Origin of the sequence: Paenibacillus sp. FSL F4-0122 (assembly GCF_038002845.1) — a bacterium.
GTDB classification, from domain to species: Bacteria; Bacillota; Bacilli; order Paenibacillales; family Paenibacillaceae; genus Paenibacillus_AQ; species Paenibacillus_AQ odorifer.
On the sequence record NZ_JBBODI010000001.1, the window covers coordinates 2,321,728 to 2,342,020 of the forward strand.

General features: G+C 42.8%; 17 protein-coding genes. 9 read left to right on the forward strand and 8 right to left on the reverse strand.

Annotated features, from left to right (window positions below):
* Positions 1-86 precede the first annotated feature (86 nt).
* On the reverse strand, positions 87-1,184 hold the full coding sequence (locus MHH49_RS09900) for an HD-GYP domain-containing protein (protein ID WP_038567989.1): 1,098 nt from the start codon (positions 1,182-1,184) through the stop codon (positions 87-89).
* Positions 1,185-1,440: 256 nt separating this feature from the next.
* On the reverse strand, positions 1,441-4,005 hold the full coding sequence (gene gyrA / locus MHH49_RS09905; RefSeq protein WP_341138111.1) for a DNA gyrase subunit A: 2,565 nt from the start codon (positions 4,003-4,005) through the stop codon (positions 1,441-1,443).
* A gap of 356 nt (positions 4,006-4,361) precedes the next feature.
* Between gyrA and MHH49_RS09910 the strand changes: the two genes are divergently transcribed.
* A complete protein-coding gene (locus MHH49_RS09910; protein WP_340950140.1) occupies positions 4,362-5,237 on the forward strand; it encodes a YheC/YheD family protein in 876 nt (291 codons plus the stop codon).
* Positions 5,238-5,317: 80 nt separating this feature from the next.
* On the opposite strand, the gene gyrB is transcribed toward MHH49_RS09910, so the two are convergent.
* From gyrB to dnaA, 6 genes are all read right to left on the reverse strand, one after another.
* Positions 5,318-7,228: a DNA topoisomerase (ATP-hydrolyzing) subunit B gene (gyrB, locus tag MHH49_RS09915; RefSeq protein ID WP_036677726.1), complete on the reverse strand. Its 1,911-nt coding sequence runs from the start codon at positions 7,226-7,228 to the stop codon at positions 5,318-5,320.
* A 47-nt stretch (positions 7,229-7,275) separates the two neighbouring features.
* Positions 7,276-7,524, reverse strand: coding sequence for an extracellular matrix regulator RemB (gene remB, locus MHH49_RS09920; RefSeq protein WP_036677731.1), 249 nt, complete (start codon positions 7,522-7,524; stop codon positions 7,276-7,278).
* A 17-nt stretch (positions 7,525-7,541) separates the two neighbouring features.
* A complete protein-coding gene (gene recF, locus MHH49_RS09925) occupies positions 7,542-8,660 on the reverse strand; it encodes a DNA replication/repair protein RecF (protein WP_036677733.1) in 1,119 nt (372 codons plus the stop codon).
* Positions 8,661-8,683: 23 nt separating this feature from the next.
* On the reverse strand, positions 8,684-8,911 hold the full coding sequence (yaaA, locus tag MHH49_RS09930) for a S4 domain-containing protein YaaA (protein ID WP_036677736.1): 228 nt from the start codon (positions 8,909-8,911) through the stop codon (positions 8,684-8,686).
* Between the two features lie 48 nt (positions 8,912-8,959).
* A complete protein-coding gene (gene dnaN / locus MHH49_RS09935) occupies positions 8,960-10,102 on the reverse strand; it encodes a DNA polymerase III subunit beta (RefSeq protein ID WP_036677739.1) in 1,143 nt (380 codons plus the stop codon).
* Between the two features lie 197 nt (positions 10,103-10,299).
* Complete coding sequence (gene dnaA, locus MHH49_RS09940) at positions 10,300-11,646, reverse strand: chromosomal replication initiator protein DnaA (protein WP_036677741.1); 1,347 nt, start codon at positions 11,644-11,646, stop codon at positions 10,300-10,302.
* A 675-nt stretch (positions 11,647-12,321) separates the two neighbouring features.
* Between dnaA and rpmH the strand changes: the two genes are divergently transcribed.
* The 8 genes from rpmH to noc all read left to right on the forward strand — a co-directional run bounded on the left by rpmH (position 12,322) and on the right by noc (position 20,153).
* On the forward strand, positions 12,322-12,456 hold the full coding sequence (gene rpmH / locus MHH49_RS09945) for a 50S ribosomal protein L34 (RefSeq protein WP_036677745.1): 135 nt from the start codon (positions 12,322-12,324) through the stop codon (positions 12,454-12,456).
* Positions 12,457-12,745: 289 nt separating this feature from the next.
* Positions 12,746-13,096 (forward strand): ribonuclease P protein component, encoded by a 351-nt coding sequence (gene rnpA, locus MHH49_RS09950; protein ID WP_036677842.1) that lies wholly within the window; start codon positions 12,746-12,748, stop codon positions 13,094-13,096.
* An 86-nt stretch (positions 13,097-13,182) separates the two neighbouring features.
* Positions 13,183-14,052, forward strand: coding sequence for a YidC/Oxa1 family membrane protein insertase (locus tag MHH49_RS09955; RefSeq protein WP_036677747.1), 870 nt, complete (start codon positions 13,183-13,185; stop codon positions 14,050-14,052).
* Positions 14,049-14,783: an RNA-binding cell elongation regulator Jag/EloR gene (jag, locus tag MHH49_RS09960; protein WP_036677749.1), complete on the forward strand. Its 735-nt coding sequence runs from the start codon at positions 14,049-14,051 to the stop codon at positions 14,781-14,783. The genes MHH49_RS09955 and jag overlap by 4 nt, the downstream gene beginning before the upstream one ends.
* Before the next feature lie 109 nt (positions 14,784-14,892).
* Positions 14,893-16,269, forward strand: coding sequence for a tRNA uridine-5-carboxymethylaminomethyl(34) synthesis GTPase MnmE (mnmE, locus tag MHH49_RS09965; protein WP_076099801.1), 1,377 nt, complete (start codon positions 14,893-14,895; stop codon positions 16,267-16,269).
* 39 nt (positions 16,270-16,308) lie between these two features.
* The gene (gene mnmG, locus MHH49_RS09970) at positions 16,309-18,195 is read left to right on the forward strand and encodes a tRNA uridine-5-carboxymethylaminomethyl(34) synthesis enzyme MnmG (RefSeq protein WP_036677754.1); all 1,887 of its coding nucleotides are present in this window, start codon (positions 16,309-16,311) and stop codon (positions 18,193-18,195) included.
* Positions 18,196-18,198: 3 nt separating this feature from the next.
* The gene (rsmG, locus tag MHH49_RS09975; protein WP_076105182.1) at positions 18,199-18,924 is read left to right on the forward strand and encodes a 16S rRNA (guanine(527)-N(7))-methyltransferase RsmG; all 726 of its coding nucleotides are present in this window, start codon (positions 18,199-18,201) and stop codon (positions 18,922-18,924) included.
* A 413-nt stretch (positions 18,925-19,337) separates the two neighbouring features.
* Entirely contained in the window at positions 19,338-20,153 is an 816-nt protein-coding gene (gene noc, locus MHH49_RS09980; RefSeq protein ID WP_341138112.1) for a nucleoid occlusion protein, read from the forward strand.
* The last annotated feature ends 140 nt before the right edge of the window (positions 20,154-20,293 follow it).

The window sequence follows — 20,293 nt, forward strand, 5'->3', positions numbered from 1 at the left end:
TAGATAAATGAGAGACTGTGCTGCCATAAGCCTCAATACTGCGATATATAATGGCTAGCACAGCCTTATTCCCTTGTAACTACACCCTAAGCAATGATCTCTTGAATATACAATTCACGTTCCAACATCAAGTTAACTATCGTATCTTCAATTTTAACCATCGGACGTGTAGGGTTTGCGCGATCAGTGAAGATAATCTCCCCATGACGGCCATCACTTAATTTGATTCTAGTGCCATTAAAGAGATCAGTGCTCTTCTGTATAAACGTCTGCACAATCACTGGGTCAAGCTTACCGAAGCTTTCTGTCAGAATCTGCTCTAGTACCAAATAAGGAGACTGTGCTCTTCTGTAGGCTCTTTCTAAGGTCATAGCATGGAATATATCTGCTACTGCGACTACTTTAGCGTAGAAATGAATCTGACTGCCATCCAGCTTCAATGGATAACCAGAGCCATCAACCTTCTCATGATGCTGCAAGGCGGCAAGTCTTACCCCTTCATTAATCGCTGTAACATTGCGTAATAATTGATAACCATATGTAGTGTGTCGGCGAACCTCTTCTATTTCACTATTGTTAAGCGACTCCGGTTTCTGTAAAAGTGAGCTGTCTACTTTTGCATTGCCGATATCATGTAATAATCCTGCAAAAGCAATCTGCATCCAATCCTTTTGTGGGTACCCACACCACTGAGCGATTTTATAGGAGGTCAACGCGGACAACACAGCATTGTGATAGTTGTAATCCTCATATTTTAAAGTGCGCGGTGTAAACTTCAAGACATGATAATCCTTCAAATAACCTATTAGTGTCTCTAACTGACTGCGCAGCTCAAAAATAGGTAGTGAGGCTGCCGTTACCGATCGATAGCTGTTCTTAATAAGAGTGAGCAGTTTATCGTATTCATCATGTAGAGGAGAATTAGTCTTGGCCAACATCGATTCGTTGATAATAGCTCCAGCTTTAGGTGAAGCTTGCTTAGCTGTTGTTTTGGCTCCATCCGAACTCGCCTCACCTTGGTCACCTTCGATTTCCACTTGCCCAATCAAAAAAGCCTGTAAAATATCTAGATCACGAGGGAGCAATATTTTTCCCTTAGTGAATAAAGTCCCCCCTAAAGGTGTAATTACATCCTTTATTATCTTTGAGCCTGCTTTAACTTCTCCAACCAATATATTTGGCATATACTCAGCCCCTTAATTTCTATAAGCCGTACACCCAGCATTACCTCACATTGATAAGACAGATAATTTCTGAGAAATTAGTACTTTATAGGATTCTATTGGCTAATTATAGTACGGAAAAATGGAAGACACTAGTGCAGTGAAAACTATTCTTTCAAAATATTTATTTTATTTTATGAAGCATCGCTCATTCAAAAAGCAACAAAAAGAGCAAGAACTTCTGGAATAGAAGCCCTTGCTCATTTTTGAATTCAACCTATTCTAAGTCAGTGTCTTCGTCCTCAGTCAGAGTCTCAGGCTGATCAATATCGCCAGATTCCTCGACTGTATCTTGCTCATCCAGACCTTCTTGCCCTTCCAAGCCTTCCAGACCTTCCACTTCCTCAGATTCATCCTCTTCGTTCTTGTCAGCTCTACACAGGGTAGCTACTGCGTCATCCTCGCGGATGTTAATCAGCTTAACCCCTTGAGCATAACGGCCCATAGTAGAGATTCCATCCATGCTGGTACGAATCAGGGTACCGCTAGTCGTAATGATCATTAAGTCTTCATCCTTCTTAACGACCTTAAGACCCACTACAGGACCATTCTTATCTGTGAGATTAATGGTCTTGATCCCTTTACCACCACGAGTCTGGGAACGATAATCACCGGCTGGTGTCCGTTTACCATAACCCTTGGTAGTAACAATCAGAACCTCAAGCTCTTTATCGACACAGTCCATACCAATGACATGGTCATTACCGTCAAGCGTAATGCCCTTAACGCCAGTCGCGCTACGTCCCATAGAACGCACATCATTCTCTGAGAACGTAATCGACATTCCGCGAGCTGTACCGATAATGAGATTTTGCTGTCCATCAGTCAGCTTAACCTCGATCAGGGAATCTTCTTCACGAAGATTAATAGCAATAAGACCGCCTTTACGGATGTTATTATAATCCCCAAGAGGCGTCTTCTTCACGATACCCTCGCGGGTAGCAAAGAACAAATATTTGTCGCTATCGCCATCTTCCACTTGGATTACCGCACTAATCTTCTCACCTTGTTCGATTTGAATCAGGTTGATGATTGGTGTCCCCCGGGCTGTACGACCCAATTCTGGGATCTCATAAGCTTTAATCCGGTATACTTTACCCTTATCGGTAAAGAACATCAGATAGTTATGAGAGTTACTCACGAAGAGATGCTCCACAAAATCCTGGTCCTTGGTGTCCATCCCCATGACTCCGCGACCACCACGCTTCTGACTGCGGTAGGTGCTGACAGGTAGACGTTTGATATATCCTGTATGTGTAATAGTGATAACAACCTCTTCACGTGGAATAAGGTCTTCATCCAGGATACTTTCTTCACCAACCGTAATCTCTGTCCGGCGTTCATCAGAATATCTATCACGGATATCCTGCAGCTCGTTGCTGATGATTTCCAGTACAAGATGCTCGTTAGCCAGAATTTCACGGTACTCTGCAATTTTAACGATCAATTCGTTATATTCATTCTCGATCTTTTCCCGTTCCAGACCGGTCAGACGTTGCATCCGCATATCGAGGATAGCCTGAGCCTGCTCTAAACTGAGGCTAAAGGTGCTCATTAATCCTTCGCGGGCTATATCAGTTGTCCGCGAAGCACGGATTAACGCAATCACTTCATCCAGATGATCAAGCGCAATGCGCAGACCTTCTAAGATATGAGCGCGTGCTTCAGCTTTTTTAAGATCAAATATAGTACGACGACGAATAACTTCAATCTGGTGCTGCAAATAATGATAAAGTACATCACGCAGATTAAGAATTTTCGGCTCGTTATTTACGATGGCAAGCATGTTAATCCCAAATGTGGATTGCATAGAAGTATGTTTATATAGATTGTTTAATACTACATTTGGATTAACATCGCGTCTCATCTCAACAACTACACGCATACCATTACGGTCAGACTCATCTCGAAGATCCGTTATACCTTCGATCCGTTTCTCACGTACTAATTCTGCGATTTTTTCAACCAATCTTGCTTTGTTAACCTGGTATGGAAGCTCATGCACAATGATGCGAGCCTTGCCGTTGTTCTCTTCGATCGTTGCCTTCGCACGCATGGTTACTGAACCACGACCCGTACGATAAGCCTGACGAATGCCCTCACGACCCAAAATATATCCAGCCGTAGGGAAATCCGGACCTTGGATAAACTCCATCAATTCCATTGGCGTGATATCAGGATTCTTAATCATCGCCTGCACACCATCGATAACTTCACCAAGATTATGCGGTGGAATATTAGTAGCCATACCTACAGCAATACCAGATACCCCATTTACGAGCAGATTCGGATAACGGGCTGGCAATACAACCGGCTCATTCTCTTCACCATCATAGTTGGGTGCGAAGTCAACTGTCTCTTTGTTCAAATCACGAAGCATTTCGCCTGCAATCTTGGAAAGACGGGCTTCTGTGTACCGCATCGCCGCGGCCATATCACCATCAATCGAACCAAAGTTCCCGTGACCGTCTACAAGCATATAGCGCATCGAGAAATCCTGAGCCATCCGTACCATTGTTTCATAGACAGCTGAGTCACCGTGAGGGTGGTACTTACCGATAACCTCACCAACGATTCTTGCAGATTTCTTATGAGGCTTATCCGCAGACATTCCAAGCTCCGACATCGCAAACAAAATGCGTCGGTGAACCGGCTTGAGTCCGTCCCGCACATCTGGCAAAGCCCGGCTAACAATGATGCTCATTGCGTAATCCATAAAGGATTCACGCATTTCCACGCCAATGTCCCGATCTTTGACTTGTGGGTTATTTTGTTCAGCCATGAGTTGCTGGACCTCCTTCAGTTAAAAAACCGCTACCCTTAATTATATTACTTTCACAAAAGCAGCACAATTAAACATGATAGCCTTTTATCTTCTAATATTGATTTCTTTTTGCGCTTATCAGGGTATTTGCCCTTTCCGCAAATATCTTTACTACATAGACTGTAAAGACAAGAAACACGGTTTTATTATCCTAATATCGCTCGATAAGGCATAACCCCATATCCTTATATTATACCATTGTTTAGGTAGCTTGTCCTGATTTTCAGCTGTCAAAGATTATGCTGCCACTGCATTTTTTACAACAAGGAACCCAAAGGACCTATTCCTGCACAAAACTCATAAGGAGGAAGATAATGAAGATTCAACGCGTCCCAAGTAAATGGGCTAAAACGAAAGTCATCCTTCAAAATCACTCTCTATTGCAATATGTGCCTGATACCCGTAAATTCGATGTCAATGCTCTTAAGGAGATGCTTGCGTTATATACAATGGTCTATATTAAGCCAGATCGAGGAAGTTATGGTATCGGTGTAATGAGAGCTGAGCAGCGTACTGTAACTCTTAGCACTAGCAAACAGAAAGCTGAACACGGTACCGACCTCGATAACGTTAATAAAGAAGAGCCCGAAGAACAGATCTTGTATATTTTAAGATATGGGAAGACTGCGGAAGTGTTTTTCTCACCAGAAGAGCTGTATGAGAATTTACAGAAACGAATTCAGAATCGAACCTATTTGATTCAAAAAGGGATTGACCTTCTGCGTCATCATGACCGCCCTTTTGATCTTCGGGTTCTTACCCAAAAGACACCATCAGGAGTATGGGAAACAACAGGAATGCTTGGAAGAGTAGCTGCCCCTCAAAAAATCGTCACCAATTATCACAGTGGAGGCAGTATCCTTTCCGTAAGTACTCTACTAAAAAACTATATGCCGCCCTCCCAAGTCCTAGTTACGATCAATCACTTAAAAGCTTTGGGTATACAAATTGCGACACAGCTTCAATCTGCCTATCCAGGAATCAAAGAGATTGGTCTGGATATTGCCATGGATCAACATCTGGATATGTGGCTGCTGGAAGTCAACACTCTTCCGTCCATTGCTGTATTCAAATTATTTCCTGATAAATCAATCTATCGTAAAATACATCGCTATGCCGTAGCCTATGGACGTGTAAAAGCAAGAAAATCCCCTTATTCGACCCGCAATAAACAATCTACAAGAGCCTAAAAAGAAGCTTGAAATCAAAGAACCTCCAGCGTTCTCATTCCGTTAGGAATAGAAGCCGGAGGTTGTATTAAATATTGTTTTTACACATCAAGGTATCTAACGTTCTTGGCATGCTCATGGATAAAGTCACGTCTTGGTTCAACATTGTCACCCATAAGTGTATCAAAAATACTATCTGCCAGCATCGCATCTTCAATCGTAACCTGGAGCATCATACGGGTCTCTGGGTCCATCGTTGTGTCCCAAAGTTGGGTTGCATTCATCTCTCCCAAACCTTTGTAACGTTGGACGTTAACCTTCGCATTTTCTCCAAAAGAAGCGATAATATCATCACGTTCCTTCTCGCTGCCTGCGTAGCGGATAACCTTATTGCGCTCAATCTTAAAGAGAGGAGGCTGTGCAATATAGATATAACCCGCGTCTACTAGCTTCCGCATGTAACGATAGAAGAACGTTAGTAATAGCGTTCTAATATGGGCTCCATCGACGTCGGCATCGGTCATAATAACGACTTTATGGTAGCGAGCCTTCGATAAGTCAAAGTCATCGCTGATCCCTGTGCCCAAAGCCGTAATGATGGCGCGAATCTCGGCGTTAGATAAAATACGGTCAAGCCGAGCTTTTTCAACGTTTAGGATCTTACCACGCAACGGTAGAATCGCTTGGAAATGGCGATCCCGGCCTTGCTTAGCCGATCCACCCGCTGAGTCACCTTCGACGATGTATAGTTCGCTGATCGAGGCATCCTTGGATGAACAGTCGGCGAGTTTACCAGGCAGAGCACTGACTTCAAGCGCACTCTTCCGACGGGTTAACTCACGTGCCTTACGGGCAGCTTCTCGTGCGCGTGAAGCGGAAAGTGATTTCTCAAGAACGCGACGTGATACTGCTGGATTTTCTTCCAGGAACTCTTGTAATTTCTCTCCGAACAGTGATTCTACGATACCCCGCACTTCACTATTTCCGAGCTTAGTTTTCGTTTGACCTTCGAATTGTGGATCTGGAATTTTGACAGAAATAATGGCTGTCAATCCTTCACGCACGTCATCACCAGTCAGATTCGAATTGCTATCCTTCAGTACTCCCGCTTTACGAGCATAATCGTTGATGATACGGGTCAGCGCACTTTTAAAGCCGGATTCATGCGTTCCGCCCTCATGCGTATTAATATTATTCGCAAAAGAGTAGATGTTCTCAGTATACGAATCGTTATATTGGAGAGCCACTTCAACTTGGATCATATCGCGTGAGCCTTCCACGTAGATCGGATCCTCATGTAGTGCTTCTTTTTTCTCATTCAAATATTTCACATATTCAACGATACCACCCTCGTATTTGAACACGTTGGTGACATCCGTCCGCTCATCATGAAGCGAAAGCTCGATTCCTTTGTTAAGAAAAGCTAGCTCCCGAATACGAGTAAGCAGTGTCGAATATTCAAAAACTGTGGTTTCCGTAAATATTTCAGGATCCGGATGAAAGGTTGTAGTCGTTCCTGTCTCATCTGAATCGCCAACAATTTTGATATCATACTGCGGTGCACCGCGTCTATATTCCTGTTGGTAGATATGACCGTCACGTTTGACCTTAACAAGGACCTTTTCAGACAAGGCATTTACTACAGAGATACCCACACCATGCAAACCACCGGAAACTTTATATCCGCCACCGCCGAATTTACCGCCTGCATGCAGCACGGTCATTACGACTTCAAGCGTCGACTTCTTAAGCTTTACATTCTCACCTACAGGTATGCCACGTCCATTATCGATAACAGTGATCGCGTTATCCTCATGTATAATCACTTGAATCCGGTCACAATAACCTGCGAGTGCCTCATCGATACTATTATCGACGACCTCCCATACCAAGTGATGGAGACCTTTAGAACTAGTCGAACCAATATACATGCCCGGACGTTTCCGAACCGCTTCCAGCCCTTCCAGTACCTGAATCTGGCTCTCATCATATGTCGGTTGATTCATTGACATGCCTTCACCTACTTCTTTCTGATTATCTCTTTGTTACCAAATGCAAGTTATATTTCGAGCAAAATTTTGGCTCTTTTTTTAAGAGTGGAGGAGGAAATTGGGGAGTAATACACGATATTTTTAGTTACGACAATAGATTTTGCTTCCTCTTCGCCAATCCGCTCAAGCTTCTTATCCTGCTCAGAGTGAATAACGAATTGCTTAGATACCTTGGAAGATTTCTCAATCGAAATATCAAATATAGCAATTAACTCCGAAGACCTAATGATCTTCTCCCCGCCCAAATGAATATACATGATCGTCCTCCGCTCTTTTATAACTCAACTTTTCCATCATGAACATGAAATAGGCTGGCGCCCTTTAATTTATCGGCATTTAGACCCTCAATTCCGGTAGCGGTAATGAATGTCTGTACCTTGCTTTGAAAGGTTTCAATAAGCTGGGTCTGGCGGTAAGGATCAAGCTCGGATAAAACATCATCAAGAAGCAGCACAGGATATTCTCCGATTTCCTCATGGATCAGCTCGATTTCCGCCAGCTTAAGCGATAAAGCCGTGGTACGCTGCTGTCCTTGAGAACCGTAGACCTGAGCTTCCCTTCCGTTGATAAAAAAGGACAGGTCATCCCGATGGGGACCCGTCAGCGTCATGCCGCGCCTGATTTCTTGTTCTCTCGTTTGTGATAACTTTAACATAAAATTGTCTAATAAGACAGCTTCATCTTCCTCATCCCGATCGCCGAAAGAGGGGACATAGAGCAATTTCAGTTCTTCTCCGCCGTTCGTAATCCCCCGGTGAATGCTTTCAGCCCATATTTGCAGCTTCTTTATGAATTGTTTCCTTTTTTTGACGATTTTAACACCATGCTCTACAAGTTGAGCATCCCAGATTTCCAGAAGCTCTTTCCCTGCAGCCTCTTTTCCCCATAATTGCTTTAAGAGATTGCCTCTTTGCAAGAGAATTTTTTGATACTGCTGTAGGTGAAATAGATAACTAGGCTGGACTTGGCCGATCTCCATATCAAGAAAACGCCGTCTGATACCAGGGGTCCCTTTTACAATCTCTAAATCTTCCGGTGCAAACATGACCACATTCAGAGATCCAACAAACTCACTAAGGCGCCGCTGCTCCAAGCCATTGATCTTGGCTTTTTTACCTTTGGCAGATAGGGTGAGCTCCAGCTTGAGATCGCCATACTTTCGTTCTACCTCGGCAACGATCTGAGCTGCATCTCCGGGGGCATCGAAGGAGATAAGTTCGCGGTCCTTAGAGGTACGGTGGCTTTTGGTCATCGCCAGGACGAACAATGCCTCCATGAGGTTTGTTTTGCCTTGGGCGTTCTGACCCAGAATCAGATTCACATCGCCCAGGCTCTCCAGACGCAGCAGCCCGTAATTCCGATAATGCTGCAGACCGATATTTTTAACAAACACGAAATGGTTCCTCCCCTAGCGTACTACTCTTTTACTCCTCCGCCTTCAACCTCAAAGGTCCCGTTATCCTGCACTTCAATTTTGTCACCCGGATAAAGTTTTCTGCCGCGCCGTTCCTCTACTTCTCCGTTGACCAATACGTGACCTTCCTGCAATAAAGCTTTGGCCATTCCACCTGTGGATACACAATCTGCGAGTTTCAGAAATTGGTCCAGCTTAATGTATCCACTGTGGATAAGTATTTTTTTCATGGTTTTTATCCTTTCAGCCACTTATCCACATGTTCATGAATGTTGGCATTAATTTGTTGTACGGTAAGGCAAAATGATATACAAGCTATTGGTTTGGTCAAGTGGTTTCAAAATGATCGGACTCATCATCCCTGTAAATGCAATAACGAGCTGCTCACTCTCTATGACCTTTAATACATCAAGCATATATTTCGAGTTGAAAGATATTTTGAGAGGTTCACCTTTGAAATCAATGACTTCAAGTTCCTCGCGAACTTTACCCAGCTCTGATGAGCTTGAAGAAATTTCAATACCGCCTTGATCAAGCGTCTGCATACGAACAATATTTGTTTTCTCTTCCCGGGACAGCAAATAAGCACGATCAATCGATTCGCTTAATTTTTTTGTATCTAAAGTTAGTTCTGTTTTGTAGGTTGTTGGAATAATTCTAGAAGTATCAGGATAAATCCCATCAAGGATCCGTGAATAAAACAGTACTTTGTCGATTTTGAAGAGAACTTGATTATCCGCAACGACAATATCAACCAGCATATTTTGGTCAGGGATAATTTTGCTGAGCTCATTAAGGGTTTTACCGGCAATAACAATATTTCCGAAATTGACATTTTCCGTGCCTTCAAGTTTAGCAGCTCTTGTTGCCAAGCGGTGACGGTCAGTCGCTGTAAACTTAAACTCATTGTCGCTCAGATTCCATAGTATACCCGTTAATATCGGAGTTGTCTCTTGGGTAGAAATAGAAAAGGCTGTTTGTTTAATCATATTTTTCAGCAAATCACCTGGTAGAGAGATCGTGTCATTCTCTTCAATGCTCGGCAACACTGGGAATTCTTCAGGGTCTAAACCTACCATCTGAATCTCAGTGGATCCGGAAGAAATGTACGTTTGGAATCCTTCTTTTACTTCCATGTGGATTTCTTTGGAGGGCAGCTTCTTAATAATCTCGACGAAAAATTTAGCGGGAAGAACAACACTTCCTGGCTGATCTATCTTCACGATGGTGTGGCTGTCATTCTCTGCTGGAATAAACGATTGAATAGAAATATCGGTATCACTTGCAGTTAATGTGACGCCTTGATGGCTAACTTCCAGTTTAATACCGGTCAAAATAGGGATTGTTGTTCTGCTGGATATAGCTTTGGATACGTGTTGAATGGATTCGTTGAGCTCATTTTTAAGAATGCTTATTTTCATGATTTCACTCCTAGCTGAAAAATTGGGAATTTCGATGGATTTGAGTCTGTTAATTACGCGTCTTTACATGATGAATTATTATAGTTATTTAATAGTATTAGTAGTAGGGGCGACGAATATGTGGATAACCCCACCAAACAGCATAAAATTAAGCCTACCCACATGTGTATAGATTGTGTATAGGCTCTTTGTTCCTCTTAGGAAGGATTTTTAATTTTCTCCGCAAGATTATTTACCACTTTGTACAACTCCTGATCGACCTTTAATGCCTGTGTAATTTTATCGTGCGCATGAATGACGGTCGTATGGTCACGTCCTCCGAAAGCCTCACCAATCTTAGGCAGTGAATAATCCGTTAGTTCACGGGATAGATACATTGCGATTTGACGTGGAAACGCTACGGCCTTGGTTCTTTTGCGTGCTTTGAAGTCTTCAAGGCGCAAATTGTAGTATTCTCCGACTTTTTGCTGAATATCAGCGATGGTGATCATCTTGGGACGACTGGAAGGAATAATATCCTTGAGCGCTTCAGCTGCCAAATGAGTGGTTACATCCTGGTTGGTAAGCGAAGAATAAGCAACTACCCGGATTAATGCACCCTCAAGCTCACGAATATTGGTGTCAATCTGGTTGGCAATATACATCATGGCCTCATTAGGGATATCAAGGTTCTCTGCCTTAGCCTTTTTGCGTAAAATCGCAATCCGGGTCTCCAGATCTGGTGGTTGAATATCCGTAATCAAGCCCCATTCGAACCGGGAACGCAGCCGTTCTTCCAGTGTGGGAATTTCCTTTGGTGGTCGGTCGCTGGAGATGATAATTTGCTTGCGTTCTTCGTGGAGCGCATTGAAAGTATGGAAAAACTCCTCCTGTGTAGACTCTTTTCCAGCGAGGAATTGAATGTCGTCGATAAGCAAAATGTCAACATTACGATACTTGTTACGGAAGCTTTCACCGCGGTTATCACGGATCGAATTGATAAATTCATTCGTGAATTTCTCAGACGAGATGTAAATTACCTTGTTATTTGGGTTATGTTCCAGGACATAGTGCCCAATTGCGTGCATCAAATGGGTTTTGCCCAGACCTACTCCACCGTATAAAAACAAGGGATTGTATGCTTTGGCTGGTGCTTCGGCCACTGCCAGTGAGGCTGCATGCGCAAAGCGGTTCCCAGAGCCGATTACAAAGGTGTCAAAAGTGTACTTTGGATTAAGCAGATGCGTTTGTGCTTCTTCTCTTGATACTACGGGAGTCGGAGCGGATTGCTGAACCACAAGCTCAGGCGGCTTGCTTTCTTCAATCACGAATTTTACATCCACTTGTTTCCCTGTGACTTCGTAGACGGTTGCTCCTACCAGTTTGGTGTAACGACTTTCCAGCCATTCTACAGCAAACGTTGTAGGTGCCGAGATAATGAGAACCTGGGAGTTGAAGGTTATCGCTTTAGTAGCCTTAAACCAGGTATCAAAGCTCGGCTTGCTTAATTTGGTTTGAATAATCGATAAAATTTGTTGCCATAATTCGGAAGTATGGCTGTCCACAGACTGTCACTCCTTTAAATCTTCCAAATGTGGCATCAGCCATGAAGTGGAAATGTCGAAGAAAATAGGTTGGTGCTGATATTTATCCCCAGTAGGCAATATGAAGAGACAAAAAAATATGGATAAATTTGATTTGTTCACAACTTTATCCACAGCTTGTTGATAATTAAGAGAACAAACAAATCTATTCACATTCAAAAGTAATACCATCATAGCAAAACGCCCCTTATTTTTCAATGAGCAGGGCTATTTTATCCACAAATTCAAGCACTTGTGTACAATTATTAGGAACACCACTACATATTGTTGATAATTTGTTTACGGTTCGACACTTTACGCCAAAGGTTCGATAATTTTATACACAGGTTGTGCTCAACTGTGAGCAGTCGACTTTATTTTTTGATCACAGGTGGATAACTGTCATATCTTGTGGATTACTTTTTTTCTGGGGAGAGTTGTGGATAAACACCTGAGCTTGAGGGGGAGGAACAAGCCGGTTACTAGGTTGACTTTTGCTCATAAAATGTGTTTAAATATATAAAGGTGTTTTCTGTAAGGATATGTCTCGATATATAAAAATGATGATTCTTGTAGATACTGTCCCTACTATAAGGACGGCTTAGTCCGTTTCTGCTTATATGACAGTAATTAAGTTCCTGTAAGGGAGGTGCAATTATGAGACCGACATTTAGACCAAATGTGAGCAAACGTAGTAAGGTTCACGGTTTCCGTAAAAGAATGAGCACGAAAAACGGCCGTAAAGTGCTGGCAGCTCGCCGCTTGAAAGGCAGAAAAGTTTTGAGTGCGTAAGTTAGGCCACTAAGGGACCACTGCGGTGGTCTTTTTTTACTGCTTTTTATTATTATTGCTCTGCAAAAGTCTAGGATCTCGCTTAATGCGCTAGCTACACTTTGCGGGGCTATTTAACGTATATTGAGAAATATTTTGTGAGAAGTTGAAATTATTTTTCCTACTATATATAGAAGCTTAATTTCAGCACAGTGAATGTGGTCGTTTATGGCTGCTTGCAAATGCCTATACTATTAGAAGAAAAAATTCGGAGGGACACTTAAACCGGATTTTTATGAAGGAGATTCCCGTGCACAAAAAGTTACGTTTACGAAACCGTGCCGACTTCAGTCGTGTATACCGCCATGGGAAGTCATTTGCGAATCATCAATTTGTAGTGTATTGGTTTGGCAAAAAAGAGGTAGAGCGATTTAGAGTAGGTGTGTCTGTTAGCAAAAAGGTCGGAAACGCGGTTGTCCGTAACCGTATGAGAAGATTAGTTAAGGAAATCGTCCGTCACCATGAACCCGAGATTGCAGGTGGCTTAGACATGGTGTTTATCGTAAGAAAAGGAGCGCTTTCCATGGAGTATGCAGAGCTCGAAAAAAGTGTGCTGCATGTGCTTCGTAAAGCCAAGCTACTCAAGGCTTCCCGCAAATAAAGGGTGCTTAAGAGGCTTGTTTATTTGTATTCATAATTATGGTATGATTTACGGTGGAATGGAATGTTTAAGAGAGGGGTTTTGAAGTGTCTCTAATGAAGACTAGACGAGGAAAATGGTTTCTCCTCATCACGGTAATGGTGTTGTCGTTAGCTGTTCTGTCGGGATGCGCTCCGTCGACTGCTGTTACGCACACTACGGAGGATTTGAAGAATGGAGGCTTCTGGCAAAGTAATGTAGTGTATTATTTCGCCATTGCCTTGGACAAGTTTGCAGATTGGTTTAACGGAGAATATGGTTTAGCCGTACTTGTGATGGTTATTATTGTCCGCACGTTGATTCTTCCGCTTACTATTAAACAGGTGAAGAGCTCGCGTGCAATGCAAGCCATTCAACCGGAACTCCAAAAGATCCAGAAAAAATATAAAGACACACCTGAAAAGGTGCAGCAAGAAACAATGCGTTTGTTCCAAGAGAACAAGGTTAACCCAATGGCGGGTTGTTTACCGCTGATCGTTCAAATGCCTATCTTTATCGCTCTCTACAACTCGATCTACTATAATCCACATCTACGGGAGCACACCTTCTTGTGGCTGGAGCTAGGTAAACCGGATCATCTGTTTATCTTACCAGTGCTAGCAGCATTAACAACATTTATTCAAACTAGAATGATGACCAAAATGAACCCAGTGCAACAACAAGGGCCAATGCAGTTCATGATGATGATCTATCCAGTTCTGATCTTCGTTATGTCGTACAACTTCCCTGCAGCCTTGCCACTATACTGGGTGTACAGTAACCTTTACACTATTATTCAGAACTACTTCTTATACCGCAACAACGATAAACACAAATTGGCAATCGCAAGTGCTGTAAAAAGTACAGATGACTCCAGTCCTGCTCCGAAGAGCAAAGGCGGCAACAAGTCATCGAAGGGAGCCAAAAAGTCAAAATGAGCAAAGTCGTCGCAACAGGGAAAACCATTGAAGAAGCTGTAGAACGGGGACTAACCCAGCTTGGAGTTCAAAAGGACCGGGTAACGGTCAACGTACTTGAGCAGCCATCAAGAGGATTCCTGGGATTGATCGGTGCGAAAGGTGCCAAGGTTGAACTAACCTTGATAGCCGAAGCCGCACCGGCATCAGCGGCGAGTGCTCCGTCACTGCCTCAACAGTCAGCAAGAGAGAGCAAACAGGAGGCCATCGGCGGTGTGCCACGCCAAGATTCCGGACAACCGGTGGAGGAAGCTTACCAAGAAGCCGTTCATTTCATTGTGGATGTCGCTAAGAGCATGGGGCTCGAAGTGGAGGTAGAAATCGTCCACACCAAGGAATCCACGATTCTGCAAATTTCCGGTCCAGATTTGGGACTGTTAATTGGCAGAAGAGGACAAACTCTCGATGCTCTACAGTATTTGGCTAATATTGTAGCTAACCGTTATTCCGACAGTTTTATACGGCTTGTGTTAGATGCAGAGAACTTCCGTGAGCGCCGTAAAAAAACGCTTGAAGAGCTGGCTGATCGTTTAGCCGGACGTGTAATTCGCACTCGTAAAGAGGTTGTATTGGAGCCAATGTCTCCTCAGGAGCGCAAGATTATCCACTCCAGGTTACAGGATCATCGGCAAGTGAGTACCCTCAGTAAAGGCGAAGAGCCAAATCGCCGCGTCGTTATAACCTTGAAGTAAAGACTATATGGATGCAATGACTCCTTGACCAATGTAAGGGGTCATTGTTTTTTTAAAAATAAAAGAACGTTTCTATTCAAAAAATATAAGTTTTGGGGTGAAAAACAGCATGCTTAGTGACACCATTGCTGCCGTATCGACGGCATTAGGCGAGGGAGGAATTGCTATTATTCGGGTAAGTGGCCCACAGGCTATTTCCCAAGTGGCACCATTATTTCGCAGCCGAATTCCATTAACTGAAGCGGAATCGCATACCGTTCATTACGGACATATCGTCAGTCCTGATAACGGAGAGAAGATGGAAGAAGTGTTGGTAACCGTTATGAAAGGACCACGTTCTTTTACGACCGAGGATGTAGTAGAGATCAGTGCTCATGGCGGTGTAATTTCTGTAAGAAGAGTGATGGACTTACTTCTGCAGCAGGAGATAAGGTTAGCCGAGCCGGGGGAGTTCACCAAGCGTGCTTTCTTGGGCGGACGTATCGATTTATCGCAGGCTGAGGCTGTTATTGATCTGATTCGCTCTAAGTCTGACCGGGCTTTTTCTGTAGCTTTAAAACAGGTTAGCGGATCCTTATCGGATCGAATTCATGCTTTACGCCACACACTTATTGAGATGCTGGCTCATATTGAAGTGAATATAGATTATCCAGAACATGATGTAGAATCCATGACAGCTGAATTTATTAAAGATAAAAGCAGTGAGGTTATGGAGGGAATAACAAAGCTGCTTAAGACATCTAATGAAGGAAAAATACTTCGTGAAGGGATTACGACAGCTATTGTCGGACGTCCGAACGTTGGTAAATCATCATTGCTAAATGCATTAGCTCGTGAGAATAAAGCGATTGTAACAGATATTCCGGGAACAACACGTGATGTAATAGAAGAATTTATAACGATAAATAATATACCGCTTAAGCTGCTCGATACTGCGGGAATTCGTGAAACGATGGATGTTGTTGAGAAAATTGGGGTGGAGCGCTCCAAAGCGGCAGTTAGTGACGCCGACCTGATTCTACTTGTGCTGAATGCTAATGAAGAGCTGCATGAGGATGAATTGGCATTGATGGAACAAATACACGGTAGACAGTGCCTAGTAATCATGAATAAAATGGACTTACCGTCCAAACTGGATAAGGATAAGTTGCTCTCGTTTTTTGAGGAGTCTAACATTGTACCGATGTCCGTTCTGGAAGAGGAAGGTCTAGACAAACTTGAAGATGCCATTTCGACACTCTTTTTTGGTGGAAAGCTGGAATCGGGTGACTTGACATATGTGAGTAATGTGAGACATATAGCCCTGCTCAAAAAAGCCTATAAATCACTTCAAGATGCATACGATGCTGCAGAACAGTATATACCGATTGATATGATTCAAATCGATGTACGGCTCGCATGGGAACAGCTTGGGGAAATAATTGGCGATACTGCAGCTGACTCTTTGTTAGACCAAATATTCTCACAATTTTGTTTAGGAAAATAAGATTCACGATTTAATATAATTTCAAGGGGGAAACAGGACATGAGTTATGATGGAGGCAACTATGACGTTATCGTCATTGGCGCTGGTCATGCTGGCTGTGAAGCAGCACTGGCTGCAGCCCGGATGGGTTGCAGTACGTTAATGATCACAATTAACCTGGATATGGTTGCATTCATGCCCTGCAATCCGTCCATAGGCGGACCTGCCAAAGGACATGTAGTGCGTGAAATTGATGCGCTTGGCGGAGAAATGGGCCGCAATATAGATAAGACATTCATTCAACTGCGTATGCTGAATACAGGTAAAGGACCAGCAGTACATGCTTTACGTGCACAAGCTGATAAATTCCTTTATCAACATACAATGAAGGAAACTATGGAGAAAACGCCTAATTTGACACTTCGTCAAGGGATGGTTGAGCGTTTAATCGTTGAGGATGGACGTTGTGTAGGTGTAGTTACGAAGACTGGCACCGAATACCATAGTAAGACTGTTATCCTGACAACAGGTACTTACCTGCGCGGTAAAGTGATTATGGGTGAGCTAACATATGAAAGTGGACCTAACAATCAACAGCCATCCGTGAAGCTTTCTGAGAATTTGCGGGAGCTTGGGTTTGAATTGGTGCGTTTTAAAACAGGTACTCCACCACGTGTACATCGTGATACGATCGATTTCTCTAAGACAGAAATTCAACCAGGTGACGATGAACCGAAATTCTTTTCGTTCGAAACGAAATCATCCGATAACGAACAACTTCCTTGTTGGTTAACGTATACCTCTGAGGTTACTCATCAGATTATTAATGATAACCTTCATCGTGCGCCAATGTTCACAGGTATTATCGAAGGAACTGGCCCACGTTATTGCCCTTCTATAGAAGATAAGGTCGTAAGATTCAGTGATAAATCTAAGCATCAGATCTTTTTAGAGCCAGAGGGAAAAAATACATCGGAATACTATGTACAAGGTCTGTCCACTAGTCTTCCTGAGGATGTACAGCTAGCTATCTTACGTTCCATCCCCGGTATGGAAAAGGTAGAGATGATGCGTAACGGCTATGCTATTGAATATGATGCAATGGTTCCTACACAGCTATGGCCATCTCTTGAAACTAAACGTCTTCCAGGTCTGTTCACTGCTGGACAAATCAATGGCACTTCCGGTTATGAGGAAGCAGCAGGCCAAGGGGTTATGGCTGGAATTAATGCAGCACGCAAAGTGCAAGACAAAGAACCCGTAATTCTAGATCGTTCACAGGGATACATTGGTGTACTCATTGATGATCTCGTGACTAAGGGAACGAATGAACCTTACCGTCTGCTTACTTCACGTGCAGAATATCGTTTGTTGCTTCGCCATGACAATGCAGATCTAAGACTTACACCTATCGGTTACGACATTGGTTTGATCACACAGGAGCGTTTCGATAACTTCACAGATAAGAAAGAACGGGTGGAGCGTGAAATTGTTCGTCTGCAAGAAACAAAGGTTAAACCTGTTGATGTAAACCAAGTACTAGCGCAATATGAATCGGCACCTATTGTAGATGGCAGTAATTTGCTAGTTCTGATGCGACGCCCAGAGCTTGTATATAGTTTTGTTGATCAAGTATCACCATCTCCAGAGATGCTGGATGCAGAAATGAAGGAGCAAGTAGAAATCCAAATTAAATATGCCGGATATATAGAAAAACAACTTCAACATGTGGAGCGCCTGCAAAAGATGGAGAAGAAAAAAATTCCAGATGACATTAATTATAATGAAATCCATGGATTAGCGATGGAAGCGCGGCAGAAGCTGACTAAGATTCACCCGATCTCTATCGGGCAGGCTTCTCGGATTGCGGGAGTTACACCTGCTGATATTTCCATTCTTCTTGTATATCTTGAGCATTACAACCGGGTAACCGCGGCGAAAGGATAAGCTATGGATAATACGGAAGTTCAATTCACACAACTATTACAGGAACGAGGCATATCCCTTACAGCAGAACAGTTAGCACAATTTGATCTATATTATAAGGAACTCGTATCCTGGAATGAAAAAATGAATCTCACGGGTATAACTGAGCGAGAGCAGGTATATACGAAGCATTTCTATGATTCTATTTCATTAGCTTTTTTCCTTGATATTAACGAGATCACCAATCTCGCAGATATCGGTTCAGGAGCTGGTTTTCCAGGAATTCCACTTAAAATATGTTTTCCTCATTTGAAGCTAACGATTGTTGATTCGCTCAATAAACGAATTTCATTTCTGCAGCATGTAAGTACGACATTGGGATTAACTGATGTACAATTGATCCATGGGCGGGCAGAGGATGTCGCGCGCAAGTTCACTCATCGTGATGCCTATGATTTGGTTACAGCACGTGCGGTAGCAAGACTGTCTTTATTGAATGAATTTTGTCTTCCCTTCACACGCAAAGATGGGGTGTTCGCTGCAATGAAGGGCAGCGATCCTTCAGAGGAATTAAGCGAAGCTAAGTACAGCTTAAAAGAGCTTCGTGCTGAACTCAGCAAAGTGGAGTCGTTCAGCTTACCAGTGGAGGAGTCGGATCGACATATTGTTATGATCCGTAAGACAGGAGCAACACCAGCTAAATATCCAAGAAAAGCGGGAATTCCTGCCAAAACGCCATTGATGAAATAATGTTTCACGTGAAACATTGCCGATACTCAAAGTTCCTTTAGGAGCATTCCCTTTGAACAAAGGGAATGCTCTTTTTTTATGAAGATGATGATAACAAAAATCGATAAATATCAATTTAGATGAAAATTAGATTTATAAGCTGATTTGGTTGTGCACCTGTAAAAATGCAGGAAAAATAGGTCTTTACGGAGAATATGATTATGTAGAGAAAAGTGATAGAATAGCATAGTAGACTTTAATTTTGTATATAACTCCTTCTCTGTACTCTTGTTCGAAAGAAGGAGAGATTATGATGCCTGTTCATTACAGGTAATTCCATAATATCAGAATGTTTTAGATTGCTGTACGATATGCTTTCCGTGAAGAAGGTCAAGAAGATCGTACTATAACGAAATTAGGTGGTTATGAACGGAATGAAAGAACAATTTACCAGGCTATTTGGGTTTAACGAGCGGAGCAGCGGAGAAGAAATCAAACAAATACCAGTTCATGAGGTCGTTAGCAGTCCTTACCAACCACGGACTATATTCGATGATGACAAAATTGATGAGTTATGTCAGACAATTAAAACTCATGGTGTCATTCAGCCTATTGTTGTACGTATGCGAGATTCTATATATGAGATCATCGCAGGTGAACGGCGCTGGCGGGCAGTTAAAAAGCTTGGTTTAGAGACGATCCCTGCTATTGTCCGTGAGTTCAATGATTCGCAGGCTGCATCTATTGCGCTCATAGAAAATCTACAGCGTGAAGGTTTGACCTCCATAGAAGAAGCTGTCGCTTATCAGAAGTTAATTGATCTTCATCAATTAACACAAGAAAGCTTAGCACAACGCTTAGGCAAGAGTCAGTCGACTATAGCGAATAAGATTCGTTTACTCCACTTACCTGAAGAGGTCAAGACAGCATTGATGGAACGTCAGATTTCCGAAAGACATGCCCGTTCACTCTTATCACTGGATAGTGTGGAAATGCAATTAAAAGTTTTGGCAGAGATTATTGCAAAAGGATTAAATGTTAAACAGACGGAAGCTCGTATTGCTTTCTATAAACAAGTCTCACAAACTAAAAAGTCAAAACGGGTCTCCTATACCAAGGATGTTCGTCTAGCTCTTAATACAATTCGTCAATCTATTGATATGGTGTCAGGCTCAGGTATGGAAATCAAAACGTCAGAAAATGACCGTGGTGACCATTACGAGATTGTAATCCAAATCCCCAAAAGATAAATTGTTTCAAAAGCTGAAGGCGGCCTTAAAGTGATTGGCCGCCTTTTGTGTGACTTGAACCAGGATGTATTGCTCAGTCCTGCATTTTAGAGTTTTAGCCTATATAAAGTAACATAGTTTGGCCGTTTGTACTTGCGATC

Excerpts from the sequence above, each read along its gene's own strand:
- rpmH (WP_036677745.1), top strand. The coding sequence starts at position 12,322 with ATGAGACCGACATTTAGACCAAATGTGAGCAAACGTAGTAAGGTTCAC.
- remB (WP_036677731.1), bottom strand. The coding sequence starts at position 7,524 with ATGTATATTCATTTGGGCGGGGAGAAGATCATTAGGTCTTCGGAGTTA.
- yaaA (WP_036677736.1), bottom strand. The coding sequence starts at position 8,911 with ATGAAAAAAATACTTATCCACAGTGGATACATTAAGCTGGACCAATTT.
- dnaN (WP_036677739.1), bottom strand. The coding sequence starts at position 10,102 with ATGAAAATAAGCATTCTTAAAAATGAGCTCAACGAATCCATTCAACAC.
- mnmE (WP_076099801.1), top strand. The coding sequence starts at position 14,893 with ATGCTTAGTGACACCATTGCTGCCGTATCGACGGCATTAGGCGAGGGA.
- gyrA (WP_341138111.1), bottom strand. The coding sequence starts at position 4,005 with ATGGCTGAACAAAATAACCCACAAGTCAAAGATCGGGACATTGGCGTG.
- rsmG (WP_076105182.1), top strand. The coding sequence starts at position 18,199 with ATGGATAATACGGAAGTTCAATTCACACAACTATTACAGGAACGAGGC.
- noc (WP_341138112.1), top strand. The coding sequence starts at position 19,338 with ATGAAAGAACAATTTACCAGGCTATTTGGGTTTAACGAGCGGAGCAGC.
- MHH49_RS09910 (WP_340950140.1), top strand. The coding sequence starts at position 4,362 with ATGAAGATTCAACGCGTCCCAAGTAAATGGGCTAAAACGAAAGTCATC.
- mnmG (WP_036677754.1), top strand. The coding sequence starts at position 16,309 with ATGAGTTATGATGGAGGCAACTATGACGTTATCGTCATTGGCGCTGGT.
- gyrB (WP_036677726.1), bottom strand. The coding sequence starts at position 7,228 with ATGTCAATGAATCAACCGACATATGATGAGAGCCAGATTCAGGTACTG.
- jag (WP_036677749.1), top strand. The coding sequence starts at position 14,049 with ATGAGCAAAGTCGTCGCAACAGGGAAAACCATTGAAGAAGCTGTAGAA.
- MHH49_RS09900 (WP_038567989.1), bottom strand. The coding sequence starts at position 1,184 with ATGCCAAATATATTGGTTGGAGAAGTTAAAGCAGGCTCAAAGATAATA.